This is a genomic window from Sinomicrobium kalidii (assembly GCF_021183825.1).
GTDB lineage: Bacteria > Bacteroidota > Bacteroidia > Flavobacteriales > Flavobacteriaceae > Sinomicrobium > Sinomicrobium kalidii.
Window position 1 is genome coordinate 2,837,502 of record NZ_CP089211.1, and the last position, 21,294, is coordinate 2,858,795.

The 21,294-nt window shown below is 45.2% G+C and carries 12 protein-coding genes and 1 pseudogene; 8 read left to right on the forward strand and 5 right to left on the reverse strand.

Translation table 11 applies throughout. The annotated features are described in order from the left end of the window. The first annotated feature begins 42 nt into the window (after positions 1 to 42). Together LS482_RS11380 and queG are read left to right on the forward strand one after the other, a co-directional pair. The gene (locus LS482_RS11380; protein ID WP_233027657.1) at positions 43 to 1,374 is read left to right on the forward strand and encodes a cytochrome P450; all 1,332 of its coding nucleotides are present in this window, start codon (positions 43 to 45) and stop codon (positions 1,372 to 1,374) included. Then, entirely contained in the window at positions 1,374 to 2,318 is a 945-nt protein-coding gene (gene queG / locus LS482_RS11385) for a tRNA epoxyqueuosine(34) reductase QueG (protein WP_233031820.1), read from the forward strand. Before LS482_RS11380 ends, queG begins: the two co-directional genes overlap by 1 nt. Before the next feature lie 163 nt (positions 2,319 to 2,481). Here the strand turns inward: queG and LS482_RS11390 are convergent, their stop codons facing one another. From LS482_RS11390 to LS482_RS11405, 4 genes and pseudogenes are all read right to left on the reverse strand, one after another. Further along, positions 2,482 to 3,465, reverse strand: coding sequence for a terpene synthase family protein (locus tag LS482_RS11390; protein WP_233027658.1), 984 nt, complete (start codon positions 3,463 to 3,465; stop codon positions 2,482 to 2,484). 349 nt (positions 3,466 to 3,814) lie between these two features. Next, the gene (locus LS482_RS11395) at positions 3,815 to 4,834 is read right to left on the reverse strand and encodes a LacI family DNA-binding transcriptional regulator (RefSeq protein WP_233027659.1); all 1,020 of its coding nucleotides are present in this window, start codon (positions 4,832 to 4,834) and stop codon (positions 3,815 to 3,817) included. Positions 4,835 to 5,057: 223 nt separating this feature from the next. Then, positions 5,058 to 5,367, reverse strand: a pseudogene (locus tag LS482_RS11400) (HepT-like ribonuclease domain-containing protein). A 253-nt stretch (positions 5,368 to 5,620) separates the two neighbouring features. After that, positions 5,621 to 7,840 (reverse strand): bifunctional alpha,alpha-trehalose-phosphate synthase (UDP-forming)/trehalose-phosphatase, encoded by a 2,220-nt coding sequence (locus LS482_RS11405; RefSeq protein ID WP_233027660.1) that lies wholly within the window; start codon positions 7,838 to 7,840, stop codon positions 5,621 to 5,623. A gap of 301 nt (positions 7,841 to 8,141) precedes the next feature. Between LS482_RS11405 and LS482_RS11410 the strand changes: the two genes are divergently transcribed. The 4 genes from LS482_RS11410 (at position 8,142) to LS482_RS11425 (ending at position 15,053) form a co-directional block, all read left to right on the forward strand. Continuing rightward, positions 8,142 to 9,944, forward strand: a complete 1,803-nt coding sequence (locus LS482_RS11410) for a glycoside hydrolase family 15 protein (protein ID WP_233027661.1) — start codon at positions 8,142 to 8,144, stop codon at positions 9,942 to 9,944. A 102-nt stretch (positions 9,945 to 10,046) separates the two neighbouring features. Then, positions 10,047 to 12,350, forward strand: coding sequence for an NADP-dependent malic enzyme (locus LS482_RS11415; RefSeq protein WP_233027662.1), 2,304 nt, complete (start codon positions 10,047 to 10,049; stop codon positions 12,348 to 12,350). 184 nt (positions 12,351 to 12,534) lie between these two features. After that, positions 12,535 to 14,208: a beta-N-acetylhexosaminidase gene (locus tag LS482_RS11420; RefSeq protein WP_233027663.1), complete on the forward strand. Its 1,674-nt coding sequence runs from the start codon at positions 12,535 to 12,537 to the stop codon at positions 14,206 to 14,208. A gap of 104 nt (positions 14,209 to 14,312) precedes the next feature. Further along, the gene (locus LS482_RS11425; protein WP_233027664.1) at positions 14,313 to 15,053 is read left to right on the forward strand and encodes a copper homeostasis protein CutC; all 741 of its coding nucleotides are present in this window, start codon (positions 14,313 to 14,315) and stop codon (positions 15,051 to 15,053) included. Here the strand turns inward: LS482_RS11425 and LS482_RS11430 are convergent. Next, positions 15,050 to 16,111 carry a sensor histidine kinase gene (locus LS482_RS11430; protein WP_233027665.1) on the reverse strand — a complete coding sequence of 354 codons (1,062 nt, stop codon included), beginning with the start codon at positions 16,109 to 16,111 and terminating at the stop codon, positions 15,050 to 15,052. The genes LS482_RS11425 and LS482_RS11430 overlap by 4 nt on opposite strands. A gap of 361 nt (positions 16,112 to 16,472) precedes the next feature. Here LS482_RS11430 and LS482_RS11435 point away from each other — a divergent pair, with 361 nt between their 5' ends. Next, positions 16,473 to 19,568: a SusC/RagA family TonB-linked outer membrane protein gene (locus LS482_RS11435; protein WP_233027666.1), complete on the forward strand. Its 3,096-nt coding sequence runs from the start codon at positions 16,473 to 16,475 to the stop codon at positions 19,566 to 19,568. Between the two features lie 11 nt (positions 19,569 to 19,579). Next, positions 19,580 to 21,271, forward strand: a complete 1,692-nt coding sequence (locus LS482_RS11440) for a SusD/RagB family nutrient-binding outer membrane lipoprotein (protein WP_233027667.1) — start codon at positions 19,580 to 19,582, stop codon at positions 21,269 to 21,271. Positions 21,272 to 21,294 lie beyond the last annotated feature (23 nt).

Here is a 21,294-nt window from a genome sequence, read left to right on the forward strand (position 1 = left end):
TTGTTATCCGGAACAGCTTTCGGGGTTTCATTAAGATAAACAATGGCAAATTATAAATACCCAAATAAGGCTTCCTTTTTCAAATTTGTTTTTCACGCTTCACAGATTGCCAGAAATCCCATTCCGTTTCATAAGATGATGTTCGGGGAATATGGTGATACACTGTCCATCCGGCGATTTTTTGCTCCTCCCGTTATTCTCACGAGAGATGCCGGAATTGCCCGGCATACCCTTCAGAAGTATCACAGGCGGTACAGCAAATCAAAACTTCAGACCAGGTTTTTGTCAAGATATATCGGTAACGGATTGCTTACATCAACCGGAGATTACTGGTTACAACAGCGCCGCCTGATCCAGCCCGGATTTCACAGGGAGAAAATACGCAATCTGATAGGAATTATCAACAAGACCATTGACGGCCAGGTACAAGCGTTTGAAACAGGTGTTTTTCAGGAGCTATACCCGTTAATGAACACACTGGCCTTTGAAGTGGTTTCCAAATCCCTGTTCAATTATGCGGCAAGCCCGGAGGTGCTGAAACGTCTCCAGGTGATCATTGAGACCCTTCAGAAATTCACCGTAAGGGAAATGCGGCAACCCTACAAGCGATTCTGGTACAACATAAACGGTGAAGTAAAACACCATTTAGAATTGACAAGGGAAAGCAGGGCCATTATCAATACCATTATTGAAGAACGGAAAGCTTCAAAAGACAGGCATGACGACCTGTTAGACATGCTTTTGAATGCCGGTTATGAAGATGGCACAAAAATGAACAATGCCCAATTGATCGACGAAATCCTTATCCTTTTCGTAGCCGGACATGAAACCACGGCCAGTGCATTGACATTCACGTTGTTTCTCCTGGCCAACCATCCCGGCGAATTGAGGAAGGCCCGTGCAGAGAGTCTTGCATTGAAAAACGGGGAAGAGGCACTCGAAACACTCCCCCGGATGGAGCATATAAAACGGTGTATTGAAGAAAGCATGCGCCTGTATCCACCGGTCTGGGTCATGGACCGTATTTCGACGAAGGACGATACGATAGGGGAATACAGCATAAAGGGCGGAACACTGTTCGGCATCTCAATATTTGAAATGCACCGCAACCCGAAATATTGGGAACAACCCGAAACCTTTGATCCCGACCGGTTCCTGAGTGATGACAGTAAAAGGAACGGGGCCTATATGCCTTTCGGAGCGGGCCCGCGTTTGTGTATCGGCAATAATTTTGCCATGTATGAGATGATGTTGGCGGTGAATGCCATAATCCATACCTTTGACCTTGAAACCTGTACTACAGAGGTAAAACTCAACCCGTTGATTACCCTGAAACCTGCCAATGTCGAATTGAAATTTACTAAGCGAGCGTGATAGACAAGAGATCCGGATATACCGAACTTATAAAAACCGAGGCCAGACGCCTGGGGTTTATGTCCTGTGGGGTATCTAAGGCCGAGTTTCTGGAAGAGGAAGCGCCCCGCCTGGAACGGTGGCTCAACGAGAACATGCACGGCGAAATGAGCTACATGGAAAATTATTTCGACAAACGGCTCGACCCACGGTTGCTGGTGGATGGAGCGAAGAGTGTGATATCCCTGACACTGAACTACTTTCCGGAAGAAACACAGAAAGATACGGAAAGCCCCAAGATTTCCAAGTATGCCTATGGCAGGGATTATCACTTTGTTATAAAAGATAAATTAAAACGGTTACTGCATTTTATCGGTGAAGAAATAGGAGAAGTGGGCGGCCGTGCATTTGTGGATTCCGCACCGGTACTGGACCGTGCCTGGGCCACCCGGAGCGGGTTGGGATGGATAGGCAAGAACAGCAACCTGATCTCCAAAAAAACGGGTTCTTTCTTTTTCATTGCCGAACTCATAGTTGATCTGGAACTGGAATACGACACTCCGGTGACTACAGATCATTGCGGCAGTTGCACCGCTTGCATAGATGCCTGTCCCACTCAGGCCATTGTAGAACCCATGGTTGTGGACGGGAGCAAGTGTATTTCCTATTTCACCATAGAGCTGAAAGACAATATTCCGAACGAATTTGAAGGCAAGTTCGACGACTGGATGTTTGGTTGTGATGTATGCCAGGACGTGTGCCCGTGGAATCGTTTTTCCAAACCGCATAACGAACCGCTCTTTGATCCGCATCCCGACCTGCTGAAAATGAACAAAAAAGACTGGGAAGAGATCACTGAAGACGTATTCCGTGAAATTTTCCGGAAATCGGCCGTAAAACGGACTAAATTTGAAGGGTTAAAACGCAATATCGAGTTTCTGAAAGAAAAACGGGGCATTCACTGATCGGGGTTCCTCTACGGGTATTTGTAACAGTGGTCCCGTAGGTAATAGGATCGTCAAATCCCAGGCATTTTCGGGTTGAAAGTTGCAAGATATATTTCAGACTGATACATCGTAAATCGTATATCCTGTGTCCTGCAATCTTACGTCTTAATCTTTCGGTTTCTCATTCACTATAAGAAAATGTATAGCGTGTAGTTTCTTTTTCGCTCCAATCAATATTGCCTTTTACAAAATAAATAAGAGCATCGATATAGCGGAACACTTCTTCGTCAATAGTCGCTTCGAAAACAGGGAGATTAGAAGATAACGAGATGAACTCCCGTGCCTGCTCATCGTGAAATTCCGCGGCCTTTAAAACAGCTTCTTCAAATGTAAGATTATGCATTTTCTGCATTATATAGACGAGATTGTGTTTGTCATCCGTATTGTTCTGAGCTATTTCTTTATTTAAAGAAAACATATCGTTTGCGAAACTGACAAGGTTCCTGGAAAGTTCGAGCAATCTTCGTAGGGTAGGGTGCTGCATAATTTCTTCCGGCAGGTTGATATTTGCCGCGACTTCTGACATATCGGTCGCCAAGTTTGTCCCTGCAAAAAAGGGACGGTACCTCAAATATTCCTCTAAAGTGGGGCAATACCCCTTTCCCACATTTTTTAATTCCCAAACCGCGGCATTAAAGGTATCGGCAAAACTTTGTATAAAATTGTCATGCCACTGTTTTTTACCAAAATCATATAGGCGCATCGAACAATCTGCCAATGCGGTGAATATCTCTTTACCCGGTTCCGGCGGAATCTCCTTACGACCATTCATTACAGCGACCCCGGTAGCTATGAATGCTTCCAGTGCCTGTGTACCGTTTACACCTGCTACTTTGCGATCCGCTTTTTTATCCAGGTCATCGTCTACTATAAACAGGAGCCCGCAAAAATCTGATATGGCAAATAAGACCTCCTTTTCTGCCGTGGGATACATACGAGCCGTCATATAGGCATAGCGCTGGCTCTCATATAGGTTATAAGTTGCCTTATCCGGTAATAAATTGTGCCGCAGAAGCCATTGTATAGTGTGTTCGTGGGCCTCTTTTGCATGAGGATTTATAAAAGACGGGAATGGCCAATAAAGCCTGGGAATAGCAATTTTCATGGGGTAAAACGTTTAAAATACCTATAAACTTATAAAAATATTCTTACTTTATTGTTTTTTAAGGCAATAATTCAATAACGTTTTTAATCCCCAGAAATAAATATCAGATGCAGAAACATTGCGTATTGTAGCATTGACCTTAACTACAGGTTTGTTTTTAATTCCTTCCGGAACACAAAGCTTCAATAAATAAGGTAGCGGAATTTTTTAGTACTAAGATGAAAGCCTATAGAAATCAGTCCGGAAGAGTCAAAAACACAAAGTTTTATCTATATCGGTTAGCCGGTATTTTTACTTGGTTCATAACCTTTGAGTATAATCTCACAGATCATCGACCCCTGAACACTGATCACCTGGTAGTCTCCCGAAGGATCAGGTGGGTTTGTAACTTGATCTCGAAAAACTCTATGGGTTGTTTCTTGTTTTTCCGGTCGATCTCGTCGATGAGCAGTGAGGCAGATTCCTTGCCGATCTGTACGCTGGGCTGGTCTACCGTAGACAGGTGTGGTTTGATATAAGGAGTGACGAGCCAGTTGCTGAAGCCTATGATGGACACGTCGTCCGGTATAGCGATATTGGCATCGTTCAGGTATGAAATGGCACCGAGAGCAATGTGGTCGGTAATGCAAAAGATACCGTCGGTATCGGGATGAGCTTTCAACAGTTTTTCCGCATTTTCCCTTCCTTCGGCAATACTCAGGTCGTGACAGATATACACCAGGGAATCGTCCGGGGGTATACCGTGGTCTTCGAGTGCCTTCCGGTATCCCTTGAGGCGCGAATTGTAATTGCTCGGAAACTTCGGACCACCGAACAACGCTATTTTCCGGCATCCGGTCTTCACCAGGTGTTCCACGGCCTTATATGCCGCTTTTTCGTCGTCGATAATTACTTTGGAACAGTTTACCTGCCGGGTGATCTTGTCGAACAACACGAGAGGAACGTGGTTTTTAACCACTTTGTGAAGGTGATCGTAACGATTGGTCTCATTGGCCAGTGACATGAGGATACCGTCCACCCGTTTTTCCAGGAGCAGGTCTACCTGTTTTTCTTCCGTGGTCATGGATTCATCTGAAAACAGTACAATAACCTGGTAGCCGTGGATATTGGCTTCGGAAATAATACCGTTAATGGTTTCCGCAAAAAACTGGTGGTCCACTTTCGGGAGGATGACCCCTATGGTCTTGGACTGGTTACTTCGCAGTGTTACTGCATGTATGTTAGGCTTGTAATTGAGCTTGTCTGCCAGCAGCTTTACGGCATGTTTGGTTTCGCTGCTTATATCCGGATAATCCTTCAGGGCTTTGGACACTGTGGTGACCGACACTCCGAGTATGGAAGCTATATCTTTTAAAGTAACTTGACTCATAATATCTCTTTATTATAGAGAGGCTTTCTACACAAAAAAACTCTTACGGCATGTATAAGGAGCCATTATACAAAAGAAACACATTTTTTTATATCTAAAAAATGGATATTCAATAAAATATATCTTCTGATATTCAAAAATTGTTATATTTTTATACTGATCGGGTTCGTTGTCAGACAGATAAAAAAATAATAGGCTAAAGCGACAGGAGGTAAAATATACTTTATTGCTCGGTATTTAATGTTTTCTCAATTTGTTTCTTGTTTTCGGGAAGGTAGTTCTGTGCCACATCCCAGATAATTTCATGATCTGTTCCGAAATATTCATGAGAGTCCTTGTTGCGAAGTAAATACATTTCACTCCACGGAACATCCGGGTATTTTTCTTTAAATCTCCTCAGGGATATTTTTGGCGGCTTCCCCTATGACTTCGAAATTCCTGATTACAGCAGCTACAGTTTTATGGTCCTGTTCGAAATCCGTAAAAGTCATGTTGTAGGTGTATTCGCCAATCCTTTCCATTGCCAGGTTCATATCCTCAAGATACAAATAGTATGTACGATCTTTTCCAGTTCAATAAGGAGGTCAATATCGCTGTTTTCCGTTTGTGAATTATCGGAGAAGGAGCGCGAATAACCCGATCTACTGCATAATCCTTGTAGAGAAGAGGTTTTAACCCGGTAAGCTTGGCTAATAGTTCATTCCTTGTGCCATATTTCAAATATAACTAAAATTAGGACCTAGAATACGAACTGATTGGAACAGAAAATGTAAAGGACCGGGGGATTTAGTCCCCCGCTTCGTTTAAAAACCCTTTTAGCAATTCGCGTACATTCTCCGTACTTTCCACATAATACCGGGCACTCGTCTTTTTCAGGCCTACTTTAACGGTATAGGCCTCTTCGGGGAGTTCCTTGAACATGTATTCGTCGGTCCAGTCATCGCCGATGGCAAAAATAAAGTCATAATCCTTTTCCGCGAGTAACCGTGATGCTGCCCGCCCCTTGTTAACATTGCTGCTTTTTATTTCTATTACCTTGTTGCCCTCCAGTACGCTCAGTTCGTGATTGGATATAAGACTGGTAAGTACGGTTTTCAGTTCCGTGGCCCGGTTCTGGGCAAGTTCGGGGTCGGCCTTCCGGAAATGCCAGGCCAGTGAAAAGTTTTTCTCTTCGATAAAGGTTCCGGGGGTGCGGTCTACAAAAGTCTCAATAACGGGTTTCAGGTTTTTCATCCAGTCTTTTTTCAGCTTCTCCAGTGCATACCAGGCCTTGTTTCCTGATTTTAACCAGACGCCGTGCTCTACAATCAGGGTATATCCCTTGTCGCCGAACCATTCGGTGAAGGTTTCCTTGTCCCGGCCACTGATGATCACGAGGTCTGTGTTTTCCTGGTTCTTCAGGCTGTCCAGCAGGCGGTATAATGCAGGGTCCGGTTTGGCGTCTTTGGGCTTGTTGGTAAAGTTGACAAGAGTGCCGTCATAGTCCAGAAGGATTAATCTTTTCCGGGCGTTTTTATAGGAATCGTATAACCGCTTCTCTATTTCCGGAGTTATTTTTTTAGAGACGATAACATTGTGCAGTTGTTTGGTGGCCTGAAGGGCTTTCATAAATTCTTTGGCCCATTTTTCAACGCTGTACCGTTCCAGGCGCTGTTGCAAGAAGCTGTTTCGTTCTACCTGTTCTTCTTCCGGCATTTCCAGGGCCCTTTTTAAGGTATCTGCAATCTGTTCAAAGTTGTTGGGATTGATCAGCAATGCCTCGTTCATCTCCTTTGCGGCACCGGCCATTTCACTTAAGACCAGGATACCGTCGTTGTTCACACGGGTGGCCACATACTCCTTGGCTACGAGATTCATCCCGTCCCGGATAGGAGTGATCAGGGCCACTTCACAGGAGGTATACAGGTCGATGAGGTTTTCAAAAGGCATGGAGCGGTAAAAATACCAGATCGGGGTCCAGTTAACCGTGGCAAATTTTCCGTTGATACGGCCTACGAGTTCGTCGGTTTCCTTTTTCAGCAACTGGTATTGCGGTACATTGGACCGCGAAGGTACGGCCAGTAATATAAAGCGGACTTTTTCCTTGAATTCCGGGTATTTGTCCAGGAAATATTCAAAAGCCCGGAGGCGGTTGGGAATTCCCTTGGTATAGTCGAGCCGGTCTATAGACAGGATCATCTTGGCATCGGGAGCAGATTGCAGGTGGGCATCCAGCCTTTTTTGCAGGTCGGATTTCTGTTCCGGTGATTGTTTGTTATGTGCTATTGCAGCATTGCAGAATTTGTGATAATCAATACCCATGGGAAAGGAATCAACCCGAAGGGTTCTGCCCTGGTGGGAAATTTCGTTGAAATTGATGTCCAGCCGGAGTATTCTGCGTACCGAACTCAAAAAATGCCTTTCGTAGTCATAAGTATGGAAACCGAGGAGGTCGGCCCCGAGCATACCGTTCAAGAGCGCTTCCCTCCAGGGGAGTGTACGGAACACTTCATAAGAGGGAAAAGGGATATGGAGAAAGAAACCGATGGAAGTATTGGGGCGTTCCTTTTTGATGAGTTCGGGAAGCAACAGCAACTGGTAGTCGTGTACCCAGATGGTGTCACCGTCATTCGTATGCTGCAACACCGTATCGGCGAATTTCCGGTTGACTTCCTTGTAGGATTCCCAGTGTTTCCCTTCAAAGGTGGTGTATTCCATAAAGTAATGGAACAAGGGCCATAGCGTATTGTTGCTGAAGCCGTAATAAAAATTATCGAGATCACTACCCGTCAGGGATACTGCCGCACAGTTCTCCTTAGCAATGGCCGAGTCTACTTTTTCCGAGAGTTCGTCGTCCAGGTCTTCTTCTTTTAGTCCGGACCATCCTATCCAGAGGCTTTCGCCGCCTTCGTGAACAGATTTCATTCCCGTGGCCAGTCCGCCCACACTCGGGTTAATGGTCAGGTTGTTGTTATTTAAGGTAATTTGTAATGGTAGCCTGTTAGAGACGATAATGGTTTTATTCATCAGGATTGTCGATTTTATAGCTGTTTTTTTATTGTTTTCTTTTTCATATTCTCAAAGCCGGTTTTTTTCATTCCATGATTCGCCTCCTCTTTATTTTATTTATTTCGTAAAAGTTAAATTAACCGTTGTTTTTTTCGTTAATTTAAGGATTTTATTCGAATTTTAAAGTCTGAAAAGGCATTATTAAGGTAACGGCCGCTTGTTTCGGAAAACTGTTCCGGATACGACAACCGGAATTATTACGGCTGCCCCGAAGCAGGCGTCAGTCATAAAACAAACCACTTTAACTCTATTTTATTTAATGGATAATCTCGATTACGGAATCATAGGAAATTGTAAGAGTGCGGCGTTAATCTCAAAAACAGGTTCACTGGATTGGTGTTGCCTGCCCGAATTCGATTCTTCTTCGGTCTTTGCCAAATTGCTGGACGATGAGATCGGGGGGAGTTTTGAATTTTTGGTGCCGGACAATTACACTATTACACAGAACTATATTCCCAATACCAATATCCTGATGACAAGATTCTCGGAAGGAGAAAATGTATTTGAGGTATATGATTTTATGCCGAGGTATAAACTGGAGGATAGCGGACACTATGCCCCTCCCGATATTATACGTTATATACAGCACGTATCCGGCCGGCCGGTGTTCCGGGTAAAATACGATCCCAGACTGGAATATGCCATTGCCGATACCTCCACCAAAATAAAACCGGAATACATTGTAAGCGTTACCCAGGAGGGAAAATACGATTCCCTTTACCTGTACAGCAGCATGGACAAGAAAAAAGTGCTCGACGGGGAGGAAATCAAACTGAAACGGGATGAGTTTTTCCTGCTCAGTTATAACGAAAAAATATTCCGGCAAAACACACAGCAGGCTTATCTGGACCTCCAGCGTACCAAGGTGTACTGGCTGAACTGGTCGGACCGGACACCTTCTTACAAAAAATATAACAAGGAGATCGTAAGGAGTGCACTGACCCTGAAAATGCTGAGTCATAACAGGACGGGGGCCGTGCTGGCCGCCGCAACCACTTCGCTCCCCGAGACCATCGGGGAGGTGAGGAACTGGGACTACCGCTTTTGCTGGATACGGGACGCTTCCATGGTGATAAAGGTTGTGTCCACTCTCGGGCATGTCCATGTGGCCAAAAGGTACCTGCAGTTCATTATAGATATCATACCGGACAAGGATGAAAAGCTACAGATCATGTATGGTATCAATAAAGAAAAAATACTGGAAGAAAAAACACTCGACCATCTGAAAGGCTATGCCGGCTCCAAGCCTGTGAGGATAGGGAATGCTGCATATGAACAGCGACAGAACGATATTTACGGTATATTGATGGATGTGATTCACCAGCAGATTGTAAAGTTCGAGACCTCGCTGGATAATTGCGAAGAACTCTGGACCATTACCAAGGGGATCGTATGGGTGGTACGGGAACACTGGAAGGAGCCCGATAAGGGAATTTGGGAATTCCGTACGGAGCAACGCCATTTTACCTTTTCCAAGGTGCTTTGCTGGGTGGCCATAGACAGGGCCATAAAAGTAGCCCACATCCTCGGGAAGGCCAACCACGTTACCAAATGGATAGACCTGGAACGTGAGATCAGGGAAGATATTCTGGAAAAAGCGTGGAGCGAAAAGGTGCAGGCATTTACCCAGGCATACGGCAGCGAAGACCTCGACGCCTCCGTGTTGTTGATGGAGCCCTATGGTTTTGTCGAAGCCGGTGATCCCAAATACATTATGACGGTCAAAGCCATTGAAAAAGAACTTTGCCACGAAGGACTGCTGTACCGCTATAAGAACAAGGACGATTTCGGACTGCCGACTTCCTCGTTTACCATTTGTACGTTCTGGTTTATCAACAGCCTGTATAAAATAGGGGAACATAAAAAGGCGATAAAAATGTTCAGGAAACTGCTCTCTTACAGCAATCACCTCGGGCTGTTCAGTGAAGATATCGACTTTAAGACAAAACGGTTGCTCGGGAATTTCCCGCAGGCCTATTCACACCTGGCACTGATAGAAACGGCCATTAACCTTTCCAACGTGATCACGGAAGAAGAAGAAATAAAAGTTGCCGTACACTGACAGCGATACTCATACAAGGAGGAAAGGCCTGAATTTTGAAATTTCTTGTGCCTTCGGTTAATTATTCCTTGTTACCTTTGTATTTCCCATAAAAAACCGGAAATGACTAAAAAGAACAACAAACTAAGAAGAGAGGCATTGGTTTATCATGCCAAGCCCCAGCCCGGAAAAATAAAAGTAGTCCCCACAAAGCGCTATACTACCCAGAGAGACCTGGCGCTTGCGTATTCTCCCGGTGTGGCCGAACCTTGTCTGGAAATTGAAAAGGATGTTCGCAATGCCTATAAATATACCTCCAAGGGAAACCTGGTGGCTGTAATATCCAACGGGACCGCTGTTCTGGGACTGGGTGATATAGGCCCCGAAGCGGCAAAACCGGTGATGGAAGGGAAAGGATTGCTGTTCAAGATATTTGCCGATATTGATGTGTTCGATATTGAGGTGGATACCAAGGATGTGGACAAATTCATCGAAACCGTAAAAAATATAGCCCCTACTTTTGGGGGGATCAACCTGGAAGATATCAAGGCGCCCGAAGCATTTGAAATAGAAAGAAGGCTCAAGGAAGAACTGGATATCCCCGTAATGCACGACGATCAGCACGGTACGGCCATTATATCGGCTGCTGCGCTGCTCAATGCCTTGGAAATTGCGGAAAAGAGGATAGAAGATATCAAAATTGTGGTGAGCGGCGCAGGTGCGGCTGCGGTTTCTTGTACCAAATTATACAAGGCTTTCGGGGCAAAGGCGGAGAATATCGTTATGCTCGACAGTAAGGGGGTAATAAGGAAAGACCGGGAAAACCTTTCCGGTGAGAAACTGGAATTCGCTACGGAACGGAAAATAGATACCCTGGAAGAAGCGCTGAAAGATGCCGATGTGTTTATAGGCCTGTCTATTGCCGATATAGTCAGCCCCGGGATGCTGTTGTCCATGGCCGATAACCCCATAGTTTTTGCAATGGCCAACCCCAATCCCGAAATCGCTTATGATCTGGCGGTTGCCACAAGAAAAGACATCATCATGGCCACCGGCCGTTCGGATCACCCTAACCAGGTGAACAATGTACTGGGGTTCCCGTTCATCTTCCGCGGTGCATTGGATGTCAGGGCCACAAAGATCAACGAGGAAATGAAAAAGGCGGCTGTATTGGCTCTTGCTGAACTCGCCAAGGAAACAGTGCCGGAGCAGGTGAATATAGCCTATGGCGAAACCAAGCTTAATTTTGGCAGGGAATACATTATCCCCAAACCGTTTGACCCGAGGCTTATTGCCAAGGTCCCTCCGGCCGTAGCCAAAGCGGCCATGGAAAGCGGAGCGGCCACAGCATCTATCGACGACTGGGAGAAATATGAAGACGAGCTCATGCAAAGGCTGGGCAATGATAACAAGATTGTACGGCTGTTGCAGAACCGGGCGAAGACCAATCCCAAACGGATCGTTTTTGCCGAAGCCGATCAGCTGGACGTGCTGAAAGCCGCGCAGATTGTTCACGAAGAAGGTATAGGGCATCCCATCCTCCTGGGCCGGGAAGATATTATCAGGGAACTCAAGAAAGAAATAGAATTCGAGTCCGATATTCCCATTATAGACCCCAAGACCGACGAGCATAACGAAAAAAAGGACCATTATGCCAGACGCTATTGGGAAAGCAGACGACGAAGCGGGATTACGCTCTACGAGGCGGAAAAGAAAATGAGAGAACGCAACTTTTTTGCCGCAATGATGGTCAATGAAGGTGATGCCGATGCCCTGGTTACCGGTTATTCCAGGAGCTACCCCTCTGTGGTAAAACCCATGCTGGAACTTATAGGGAAGGCCAAAGGAACTACCAAAGTGGCTGCCATGAACCTTATGATCACCGAACGCGGCCCCATGTTCCTGTCAGATACGTCCATCAATATAGACCCTACAGGACGGGAACTGGCCAAAATAGCACAAATGACGGCCCATACCGTAAAAATGTTCGGCTTTGAACCGGTCATTGCCATGCTTTCCTACAGTAATTTCGGTTCCTCACCCTTTCCGGAGGCCTCTAAGGTCCGGGATGCTGTAACCTATCTGCACAAATATCACCCCGACATCATTGTAGACGGGGAACTACAATCGGACTTTGCACTGAACCGGGATATGCTCCAGGACAAGTTCCCTTTCTCCAAGCTGGCCGGTAAAAAGGTAAATACCATGATATTCCCCAATCTCGATTCGGCCAATATCACCTATAAACTTATGAAAGAACTCAATAAGGCCGATTCCATAGGGCCGATCCTGCTGGGTATGCGAAAACCGGTACATATCCTTCAACTCGGAGCAAGTGTGGAGGAAATTGTCAATATCGCTGCCGTTGCTGTTGTAGATGCTCAGGAAAAAGAAAAAAAAGAGAAAGCAGCCAAGGAAGAAAACTGATGGATTTCTCAAAAAATGTAAAAGCTTCCGGTATAATAAAAGTACCGGAAGCTTTTTTGTGTCGGAGAGTTAGGTATTCAAAAAATGGGGTCGATAACACATTGTAAAAAATATTTTTTCCCGTTTTTAAACGGTTTTTTATATATTTGATTTAAAGCATGTTAATTAAAAAACTACAACCTTTATGCGTATTTTTAGACAAACGACCCGGTTTTGTATACTAACGGCAGTGATCTTTCTCTATACGGCATGTAAACAAGAGAAGAAAAATGTCAAAAAAGTAGGAATAATCCCTCATCCTGTTTCGGTGGAATTCCAGAATGATGTCTTTGTTCTGGACGAAGACACCAAAATTTCATACCCGGAATCTTTTGCATCCGTAGCCACCTTTTTTTCCGATTATATCAATAACGGGGCGGCCATAAAAATGGAAAAGGCCGATGGAGATTCCAGGAATACTGTTGTCTTTAAGAAAGTTGACAGTATAGCTAAAGCGGAGGCCTACAAACTCAGTGTCACACCCAAAAAAATAATCATCTCATCATCTTCTCCCAAAGGTGCTTTCTATGCGATGCAAAGCTTGCGTCAGCTTATGCCCGTGGGCCTGGAAAAAGGGAATTACCTGGAAAATGGTGAAAAGGAGATTGCCATTCCCACTGTTGAGGTATATGATGAGCCCCGTTTTGCTTACCGCGGACAAATGCTCGACGTAGGGAGGCATTTTTTTCCGGTGGAATTTATCAAGAAATACATCGACCTGATGGCCATGTTCAAGTTCAATACCTTCCACTGGCACCTTACCGAAGACCAGGGCTGGCGTATTGAAATAAAAAAATATCCCAGACTTACCGAAGTGGCCGCTTATCGCGATAGTACGGTAATTGGTCACTACCGGGACAAACCCCGGAAATGGGATACCACCCGCTACGGCGGATTTTATACGCAGGAAGAGGTAAAGGAAGTAGTGAAATATGCACAGGACCGTTTTATTACCGTTATCCCCGAAATAGAAATGCCCGGTCATTCCGAAGCGGCACTGGCGGCATACCCGGAACTGGGCTGTACCGGAGGGCCTTACCAGGTACAGGGCATTTGGGGAATACATAAAAACATTTACTGCACGAAGGAAGAAACATTCGAATTCCTTGAAGGCGTGCTCGATGAGGTGGTCGAACTCTTCCCCAGTAAATATATCCATATCGGTGGTGATGAGGCCCCGAAAGACAACTGGGAGCAATGTGACGTGTGCCAGGCACTCATAAGAAGCGAAGGACTTGCTGACGAGCACGAACTGCAAAGTTATTTTATACAGCGTATGGAAAAATACCTGAACAGTAAGGGAAAACAGATCATAGGCTGGGATGAAATACTCGAAGGCGGATTGGCGCCGAACGCTACCGTAATGTCCTGGAGAGGTACGGAAGGCGCCGTAGAGGCGGCAAAACAACATCACGATGTCATATTGACGCCTACTTCCCACTGCTACCTCGATTATTACCAGTACAGGGAAGACAAGGAAAAGAAAGATCCCCTGGCCATAGGAGGGTACCTGCCGCTGGAAAAAGTGTACAGCTTTGAACCCGTACCCGAGGAATTGACCGCGGAGGAGGCGAAATATGTATTGGGAAGCCAGGTAAACGTATGGACCGAATACATGAAAACTCCTGAAAAGGTGGAGTATATGGCGTATCCGAGAGCAATAGCCATGGCCGAAGTGGCCTGGAGCACCAAAAAGAACAAGAATTATGACAATTTCCTGTATCGCCTGGAACCCGTTATAAAAAGACTGGATGCCCTCGGAGTGAAACACGGGGATAAGGTGGAAGAAGCGGAAGATGTTGCTGCTGCCGAAGAATGATTATCCTGGGAATACAAAGGCATAAACACTGAATACAGGGCGCTTCCGGATGGAAGTGCCCTTATGTTTTACCTCGTTATATACAACCAAATACAATATATAAGATGCTGATAGAAATCTGTGCCAATTCATTTTTATCTGCCCGAAATGCACAACTCGCCGGGGCAGACCGTATAGAACTTTGTGCCGAACTGGGCGTGGGGGGAATTACACCGTCTCACGGACTGATAAAAAAGATAACGGAAGAGCTCGATATCCCGGTCAATGTGCTTATCCGGCCCAGAAGCGGCAATTTTTGCTATGATGATGCGGAGTTTGACATTATGAAAAGGGATATAGCATTTTGTAAAGAAGCAGGCTGTGCCGGCATTGTCTCCGGGATACTGACTTCGGATAATGAGCCGGATGAAGAACGAACAAGGGAACTTGTGGAATTGACACGACCACTTACTTTTACATTTCACCGGGCTTTTGACTGGGTCACTGATCCTCTGCAAACCGCTGATTTATTGAAAACACTGGAAGTGGACCGGATTTTGACTTCAGGCCAAAAAACTGTTGCTGCCCTCGGGATGGATCTGCTTGTGGCCTTGCGGGAAAAGTGTGAGGGCAAACCCGTGATTATGCCGGGAGGAGGGATCAATGAAAATAATATCGCAGATTTTGTGCGGAACGGATTCGGGGAAGTCCATTTTTCGGCCACTGTTTTTCGTCAGGTGCTTCACAATACCCCGGAAATTTCCATGAACAGTCCCAAATTTCTGGACGAAACGGCAATACCATTTTCCGATATAGATAAAATCAGGCGTATATCAGACAGATTAAAACAGGAAACAGAAAGCTAACTTCCCTGTACGGGGATTTTCATATAAGCTACAAAACAATGTTTCTTGATCCCGGTTTGCAACGCAAAATTGTTTTGATACAAAAGGAACAAACGGCGTTTTACATTCTTGATCCCTATGCCACCCCTGGGTTTTATGGAGTCGTCTTCCGGGTTTATGGTGTTTTTAATGAGGAAATGAAGGCTGTTGTCACCCGGAAGTGATTTAAAGGTGATGTCTATATGCATTTCTTTGTCTGCATTGCCGCCGTGCTTAAAACAGTTTTCAATAAACGGTAAAAATAACAGTGGCGGGGTTTTTACTTCTTCAATGTTCCCGATGATATTCAGGCTAAGTCCGATATTTCCGCGCCGCAGTTCTTCCAGGTTCACATAGCTGTTGATATACCGGATTTCCCGGGTGAGGTGAATGTTCCGTTCCTGTACTTCATAAAGCACATACTGCATAATTTCCGAAAGTTTTACTACTACCCGTGGTGCATTGTCAGACTTTTGCAAGGTAAGTGCGTAGAGGCTGTTCAGCGTGTTAAAGAAAAAGTGCGGCTGTATCTGGGCACGCAGGTATTTTATTTCGGTCTGCAGTTGCAGTTTCTGTAGTTCGTCCCGCTGATTCTTTACCGATATCCAGTCTATGGTCAGTTTTATGGCAGAAACAAATGCTACCACATAAAGTTCGCCCAACACAACGGTTATAAAGTGATTGAGGCTCGGGGCCGTCTGCCCTTCGGGAGCTTCCGGCCAGATGGTTTTGTCAATAAACCAATACATCATCCCTGTTTTGAGAAAATAAAAGAAAACGGAAGAAAGCAGTATCCAGGCAATGTAAGCTATGATTTTCTTCCGGGCAATGTATTTCGGGATAAGGACATAGATATGCCAGTAACAAAACAGGATGCTGACGAAAAAACTGACCAGGTTGGATTTTGCCGAATACGTATAGTCGTTAAAATAACTCCCCCAACGGATGGTATTGAAAATGTAATAGAGTATCCAGAAGATAAAATGATATTTTACCGGGATGGTATAGTTGTATGCGATCGGGCCGGAAGTGTTTTTCATGCTTTACGGTTTTTAATGGCCGGTTGATGTCATAGACGGGCGGGGTTCACATTAGGTTAAACGGTGTGTGTTTTTCCGGATTCAAGGTAAAAAAGAAATGTTGTAATGTTAATATTAAGGGTGAATTTTTATTTGATTATCGTTTGTCTACGAATACGTGCCGTCTGTTGTATAAAAAGCGTCATTTATATAAATAATTTTTAACAAAAATTTAATACTGTTAGTTTAGGCTCACTAACTAAAGTCAATTTTTCATTGTGAAGTGCACACGAATTTTTCCGGTAACCTTCTCTGGAAAATTCCTGTAATCGTGAAATTTTACGATGGGATGTTCTTTGTCAAATCAAAAAAGCAAAAACAAATGAAGAGAATTTTAGTAATGAGCCTGTGTTTCCTGTTCATGTCGGTACTCGTATATGGTCAGGAAGGGACGGTTACCGGAACGGTGGTTTCCAAAAAGGATCAGACACCGTTGCCGGGAGTAAACATTCTGGTGGTCGGGGAACCTGTAGGGACCTCAACCGACTTTGACGGAAATTATACGATAGAGGTCTCTGAGGGACAGCAACTGCAGTTTTCCTATCTGGGATTTGTTGCGCATACTGTTACTGTGGGAAGCGAATCGGTCATTGATGTGCAATTGGAAGAAGACGCTTCCCAACTGGATGAGGTCGTGGTAACGGCGCTGGGTATTTCCAGGGAAAAGAAAGCCCTGGGATATGCGGTTACCGAGTTGAAATCTGAAGAGATCAACACGATAAAAGACCATAACGTGGCCAATTCACTTGTGGGTAAAGTGGCCGGGGTAGTTGTAAACCAGTCCGGCGGAGTCGGTTCGGGGTCTCGGATCACTATCCGGGGGAACAATAGTATCACCGGAAATAATCAGGCTCTTATTGTTGTAGATGGTATTCCCATTGATGCTACCGGAGCCGATTCCGGAGGAGATGTATACAGCAGTACGGTTACCGGAGGAGGGATAACCGACATAAATCCCGAAGATGTGGAATCAGTTTCCATACTCAAAGGTCCCAATGCTGCCGCGCTCTACGGGTCCAGGGCAGGTAACGGGGTAATATTAATTACGACCAAAAAAGGTAGTAAAGGACAGGGGCTGGGTATCTCCGTCAATTCTAATGTTACCCTGGAAAATGTAATGTTCCTCCCCGATTACCAGAATATTTACGGGCAGGGGACAAACGGGGTTCCGTATCCGAACCTTAGCGATATGGGCGGCGCCTCATGGGGAAGTGAACTGGACGGTTCACAGCAGTTGTATTATACCGGGGAGGAAAGAGCGTATAATGCCCAACCGGATAATGTGAAGGACTTTTTTGAAACCGGGCTAAAGAGTATAAATTCCCTTTCCATAGAAAAGGGAGGTGATGCATATAGTGTAAGATTTTCCTATACCAATAACAACACTACTTCCGTAATTCCGGATTCCAAATTGAACAGTCATAGTTTTAATCTCCGGGGATTGGTAGACCTCACTGACAAGCTGAGCTTTGACGGTAAGGCCACATATTTTACCCAGGAACTGAACAACCGTGTATCTCTGGGTTCCGAAGGAGTCCTGGCATACGTGTATTACATGCCGAGAAATATCAGGGTAAAGGGGCTGAAAAACTACCAGATGGAGAACCCTTCCGTATATGATCCCCAGAACGGTCTGAGCGATTATGACGTTATTAGTTATGCAGGACAGGGAAAGAGTACCGGAAATCCGTATTGGATGTTGAATAAGGATACCAACGATGAAAGAAGGTCGAGATTTCTGGGATTTGCAAAACTGAATTATCAGTTTAACGACTGGTTATCGGCGTTTATCCGTATTGGTAGCGATGTTACCAATATAAGGACAGATCTGATAAACCAGGTAGGGCATCATTTCAACAGGTATGGTTCGCTGGCATTCGGAACATCCAAAAATACCGAATTAAATGCGGACTTTTTGTTTTCTGTCAATAAGGACCTGAGTGAAAAGCTGAACCTTTCGGCCAATGTAGGGGGGAACCTTTCCAAACGGACAAACGAAAATATGTCGGTTTCCGGACGACAGTTTAAAATACCTACCCGGGCATTGCTGGCCAACACTTCTGTACAGACCAGTACACATACTCCCTTATCGGTTAAAAAGGTGAATTCACTGTACGGAGCATTTAGTTTCGCTTATGACGACTTTGTGTATCTGGACCTGACCGCAAGAAACGACTGGTCTTCCACATTACCCAAAGACAACAGGTCCTTTTTTTATCCTTCGGCCAGTTTCTCCGTGTTGGCAGACCGGTTTCTGGATCCTGAAAAAAACACTTTCGATCTCTTTAAGCTGAGAGCAGGATGGGCAGAGGTAGGAAATGATACGGATCCGTATCAACTCAGGCAGACATTTAGCATCAGTCAGCAGGGATATCTGGGACTTACCGTTCTGGATCCTCCGAATGTCAAGGCTAACGCCAACCTGAAACCGGAAAGTGTAAAATCACTTGAATTCGGGGTAGAAGCCAGAATGTTCGGGAACCGTCTCTATGCCGATTTCTCTGTATATAGAATTGTGACCAACGATCTTATTTTTGACGTACCGGTAAATCCGGCAACAGGCTATAATTTTTTCAGGGAAAATGTAGGGGAAACAGAAAACAAAGGGGTAGAATTGCTCATTGGAGGTGTCCCTGTTCGGAATGAGGACTTTAGCTGGGATATAGCCTTTAATTTCTCCAGGAATAAGAACAGGCTGAACAAATTGATAGACGGCCTGGATTCCTACGTGTTTAATACGAGTAATAGCGGAAACGTATCGCTCCGGGCACAGGTGGACGGAGCTATAGGAGACATCTACGGAACTACATGGAAAACCGATGAGAACGGGAACCTGCTGGTAAATGCCGAAGGAAGGCCTGTGCAGTCCACCGAACAAGAACATCTCGGGAACTCCCAGCCGGACTGGATAGGAGGATTGACCAATACATTTTCATACAAAAACTTTTCGTTCCGGTTTCTGGTAGACGCCAGGATAGGCGGCGAGATTTATTCGGCTACTTCGGCTGCCCTCGACGGTAACGGGGTTTCGGAAAGAAGTTTACTGTACCGCGATGGAGGTGTAGTGGTTGATGCTATCAATGAAGGAACAGGAGAGCAGAATGCCGAAAATATTACAGCCCAGGAATACTGGAGTAATTATTCGGGTATCGCAGCACCTTATATATACGACCAGACCAATGTCCGGCTCAGGGAATTTTCGCTGAACTACAATGTTCCGAAAAGTTTTGTACAGAAACTGGGGTTAAATTCAGCTTCATTGGGATTGATTGGCAGAAACCTGTTTTTCTTCTATAAGAAGGCCAAAGATATAGACCCGGATGCCACATTGGGAACCGGGCTTACCGGACAGGGTATTTCACTGAATAATGTACCTACGGTACGGAGTCTTGGCGTAAATGTAAATCTTAAATTTTAAAAGGAAACACCATGAAAAAGATAATAAACAGTTTATATTTATCCGTATTGGTCCTTCTTATATCGGCAGGTTGTTCCGATTTTGAAGAGATAAACGAACGACCGGACGAGTTTCCCTCAGAAGAAGTAAGCGCAAAATTCTTTCTCACCGGTCTCCAGATCGGGTTGTATGCTCCCGACCGTTTTCCGTATTGGCGTGCTCAACTGATTCATGCCGATCGTTTTGCAGGGCATTTTACTTTTGGTTTTAACGGTTGCTGGTGGAATGACGGGCTGGCCTATACTTATGATATAGGATATACCGATGCTGCCTATGACTGGATAGCAAATTACATCGTAAAACTAAGTGCCTTCATCAATTTTGTACAAGAGGGCGGCGAACTGGAAAATGATAAGTTTTATGCTATTGCCTTGATAATGAAGGGGCTTTATTATCAGATGTTTACAGATACATTCGGAATGGTGTCATATTCTGAGGCCTTAAATCCGGACATTATCACCCCCGGGTACGATAGTCAGGCCGACATCTATGAGGGGGTTATTGCAGAACTTGAAGAAGCCATGACCATTATAGGAGAGGCTTCCGCTACGGGAGAAGGAGTGGAGTTGCTCACAAATAACGACCTTTTCTTTAACGGGGATTTGCAAAAGTGGAAAAAACTGGCCAACAGTCTAAAATTGAGGATGGCTTTGAGGGCACAGGGGGCATCCGGGGCTTCCTTTGCGGAAACGGCAGTTGACGAAGCCATGCAGCAAGGACTTTTAATTGCCGAAGCAGATAATGTGCTCATGGAAAAGGATACCGAAATAGACCAGTTCCAGAATGCGGTATACGGTGATGTATGGCATAATTTCGGAGTAGGCTCCAACTGGACCGTAGGCAAAACCCTTATTGATTACCTGAGAAACAACAATGATCCCAGGCTGTTCAAATATGCCCGACCCATAGACGGCGGGGAAGTGGTTTTTGCCAAACCTGCCGGAGGACAGGGAGAAGCACTGTTTGACAAGCATGTCGATTTTATTGTGGAACAACTGGACAATGCGGGGGTGCCTTATAGCAGGACCGACGGGGCAGATGAGGTTACCGTTACAGTTGAAGAAGGAGAATATTATGTAGGACAGCCCACCAGGCTTAATGCCGACATATATACGCATGTGAAAGAGGCCCTTTTTTCCCGTCCGGCAGATATCATTATCAATCCGAAAAACCAGGGGCTTCCCATTTTTCCAGAGGTGGTCTTTACTGCTGCCGAAGGTAATTTTTTACAGGCAGAAGCCATTGTTAAGGGGTTAGCTGCCGGAGATGCCCAATCCTTGTACCAGGAAGGGATTCGCCAGGCTATGCTGATGTGGGGTGTGAGTGAAGGAGATATAGATACTTTCCTTGCCACAGAAGACATGGCGCTCCTAAATGGAACCCCGGAGGAAAACCTGGAAAAAATTGCCATTCAGCGATGGATCGCTGCTTATACCGATGGCTTTGAAGCCTGGGCCATAGTCCGGGACACCGGATATCCGTCCGAATTGTACCAGGGAGTGTCCGATTATGATATTTTTAGTGCGGGAACGCTTAATGGCGCCTATCCCCAGCGAATGAGGTACGGGACCAATGCCTATAATACGAACGGTGAGAATACCCGGGAAGCTAACCAGGTACAGGGGCCGGATGAACAGACAACAAAACTCTGGTGGGCCAGATAACAGTGTCCGCTCACTGTGTTATT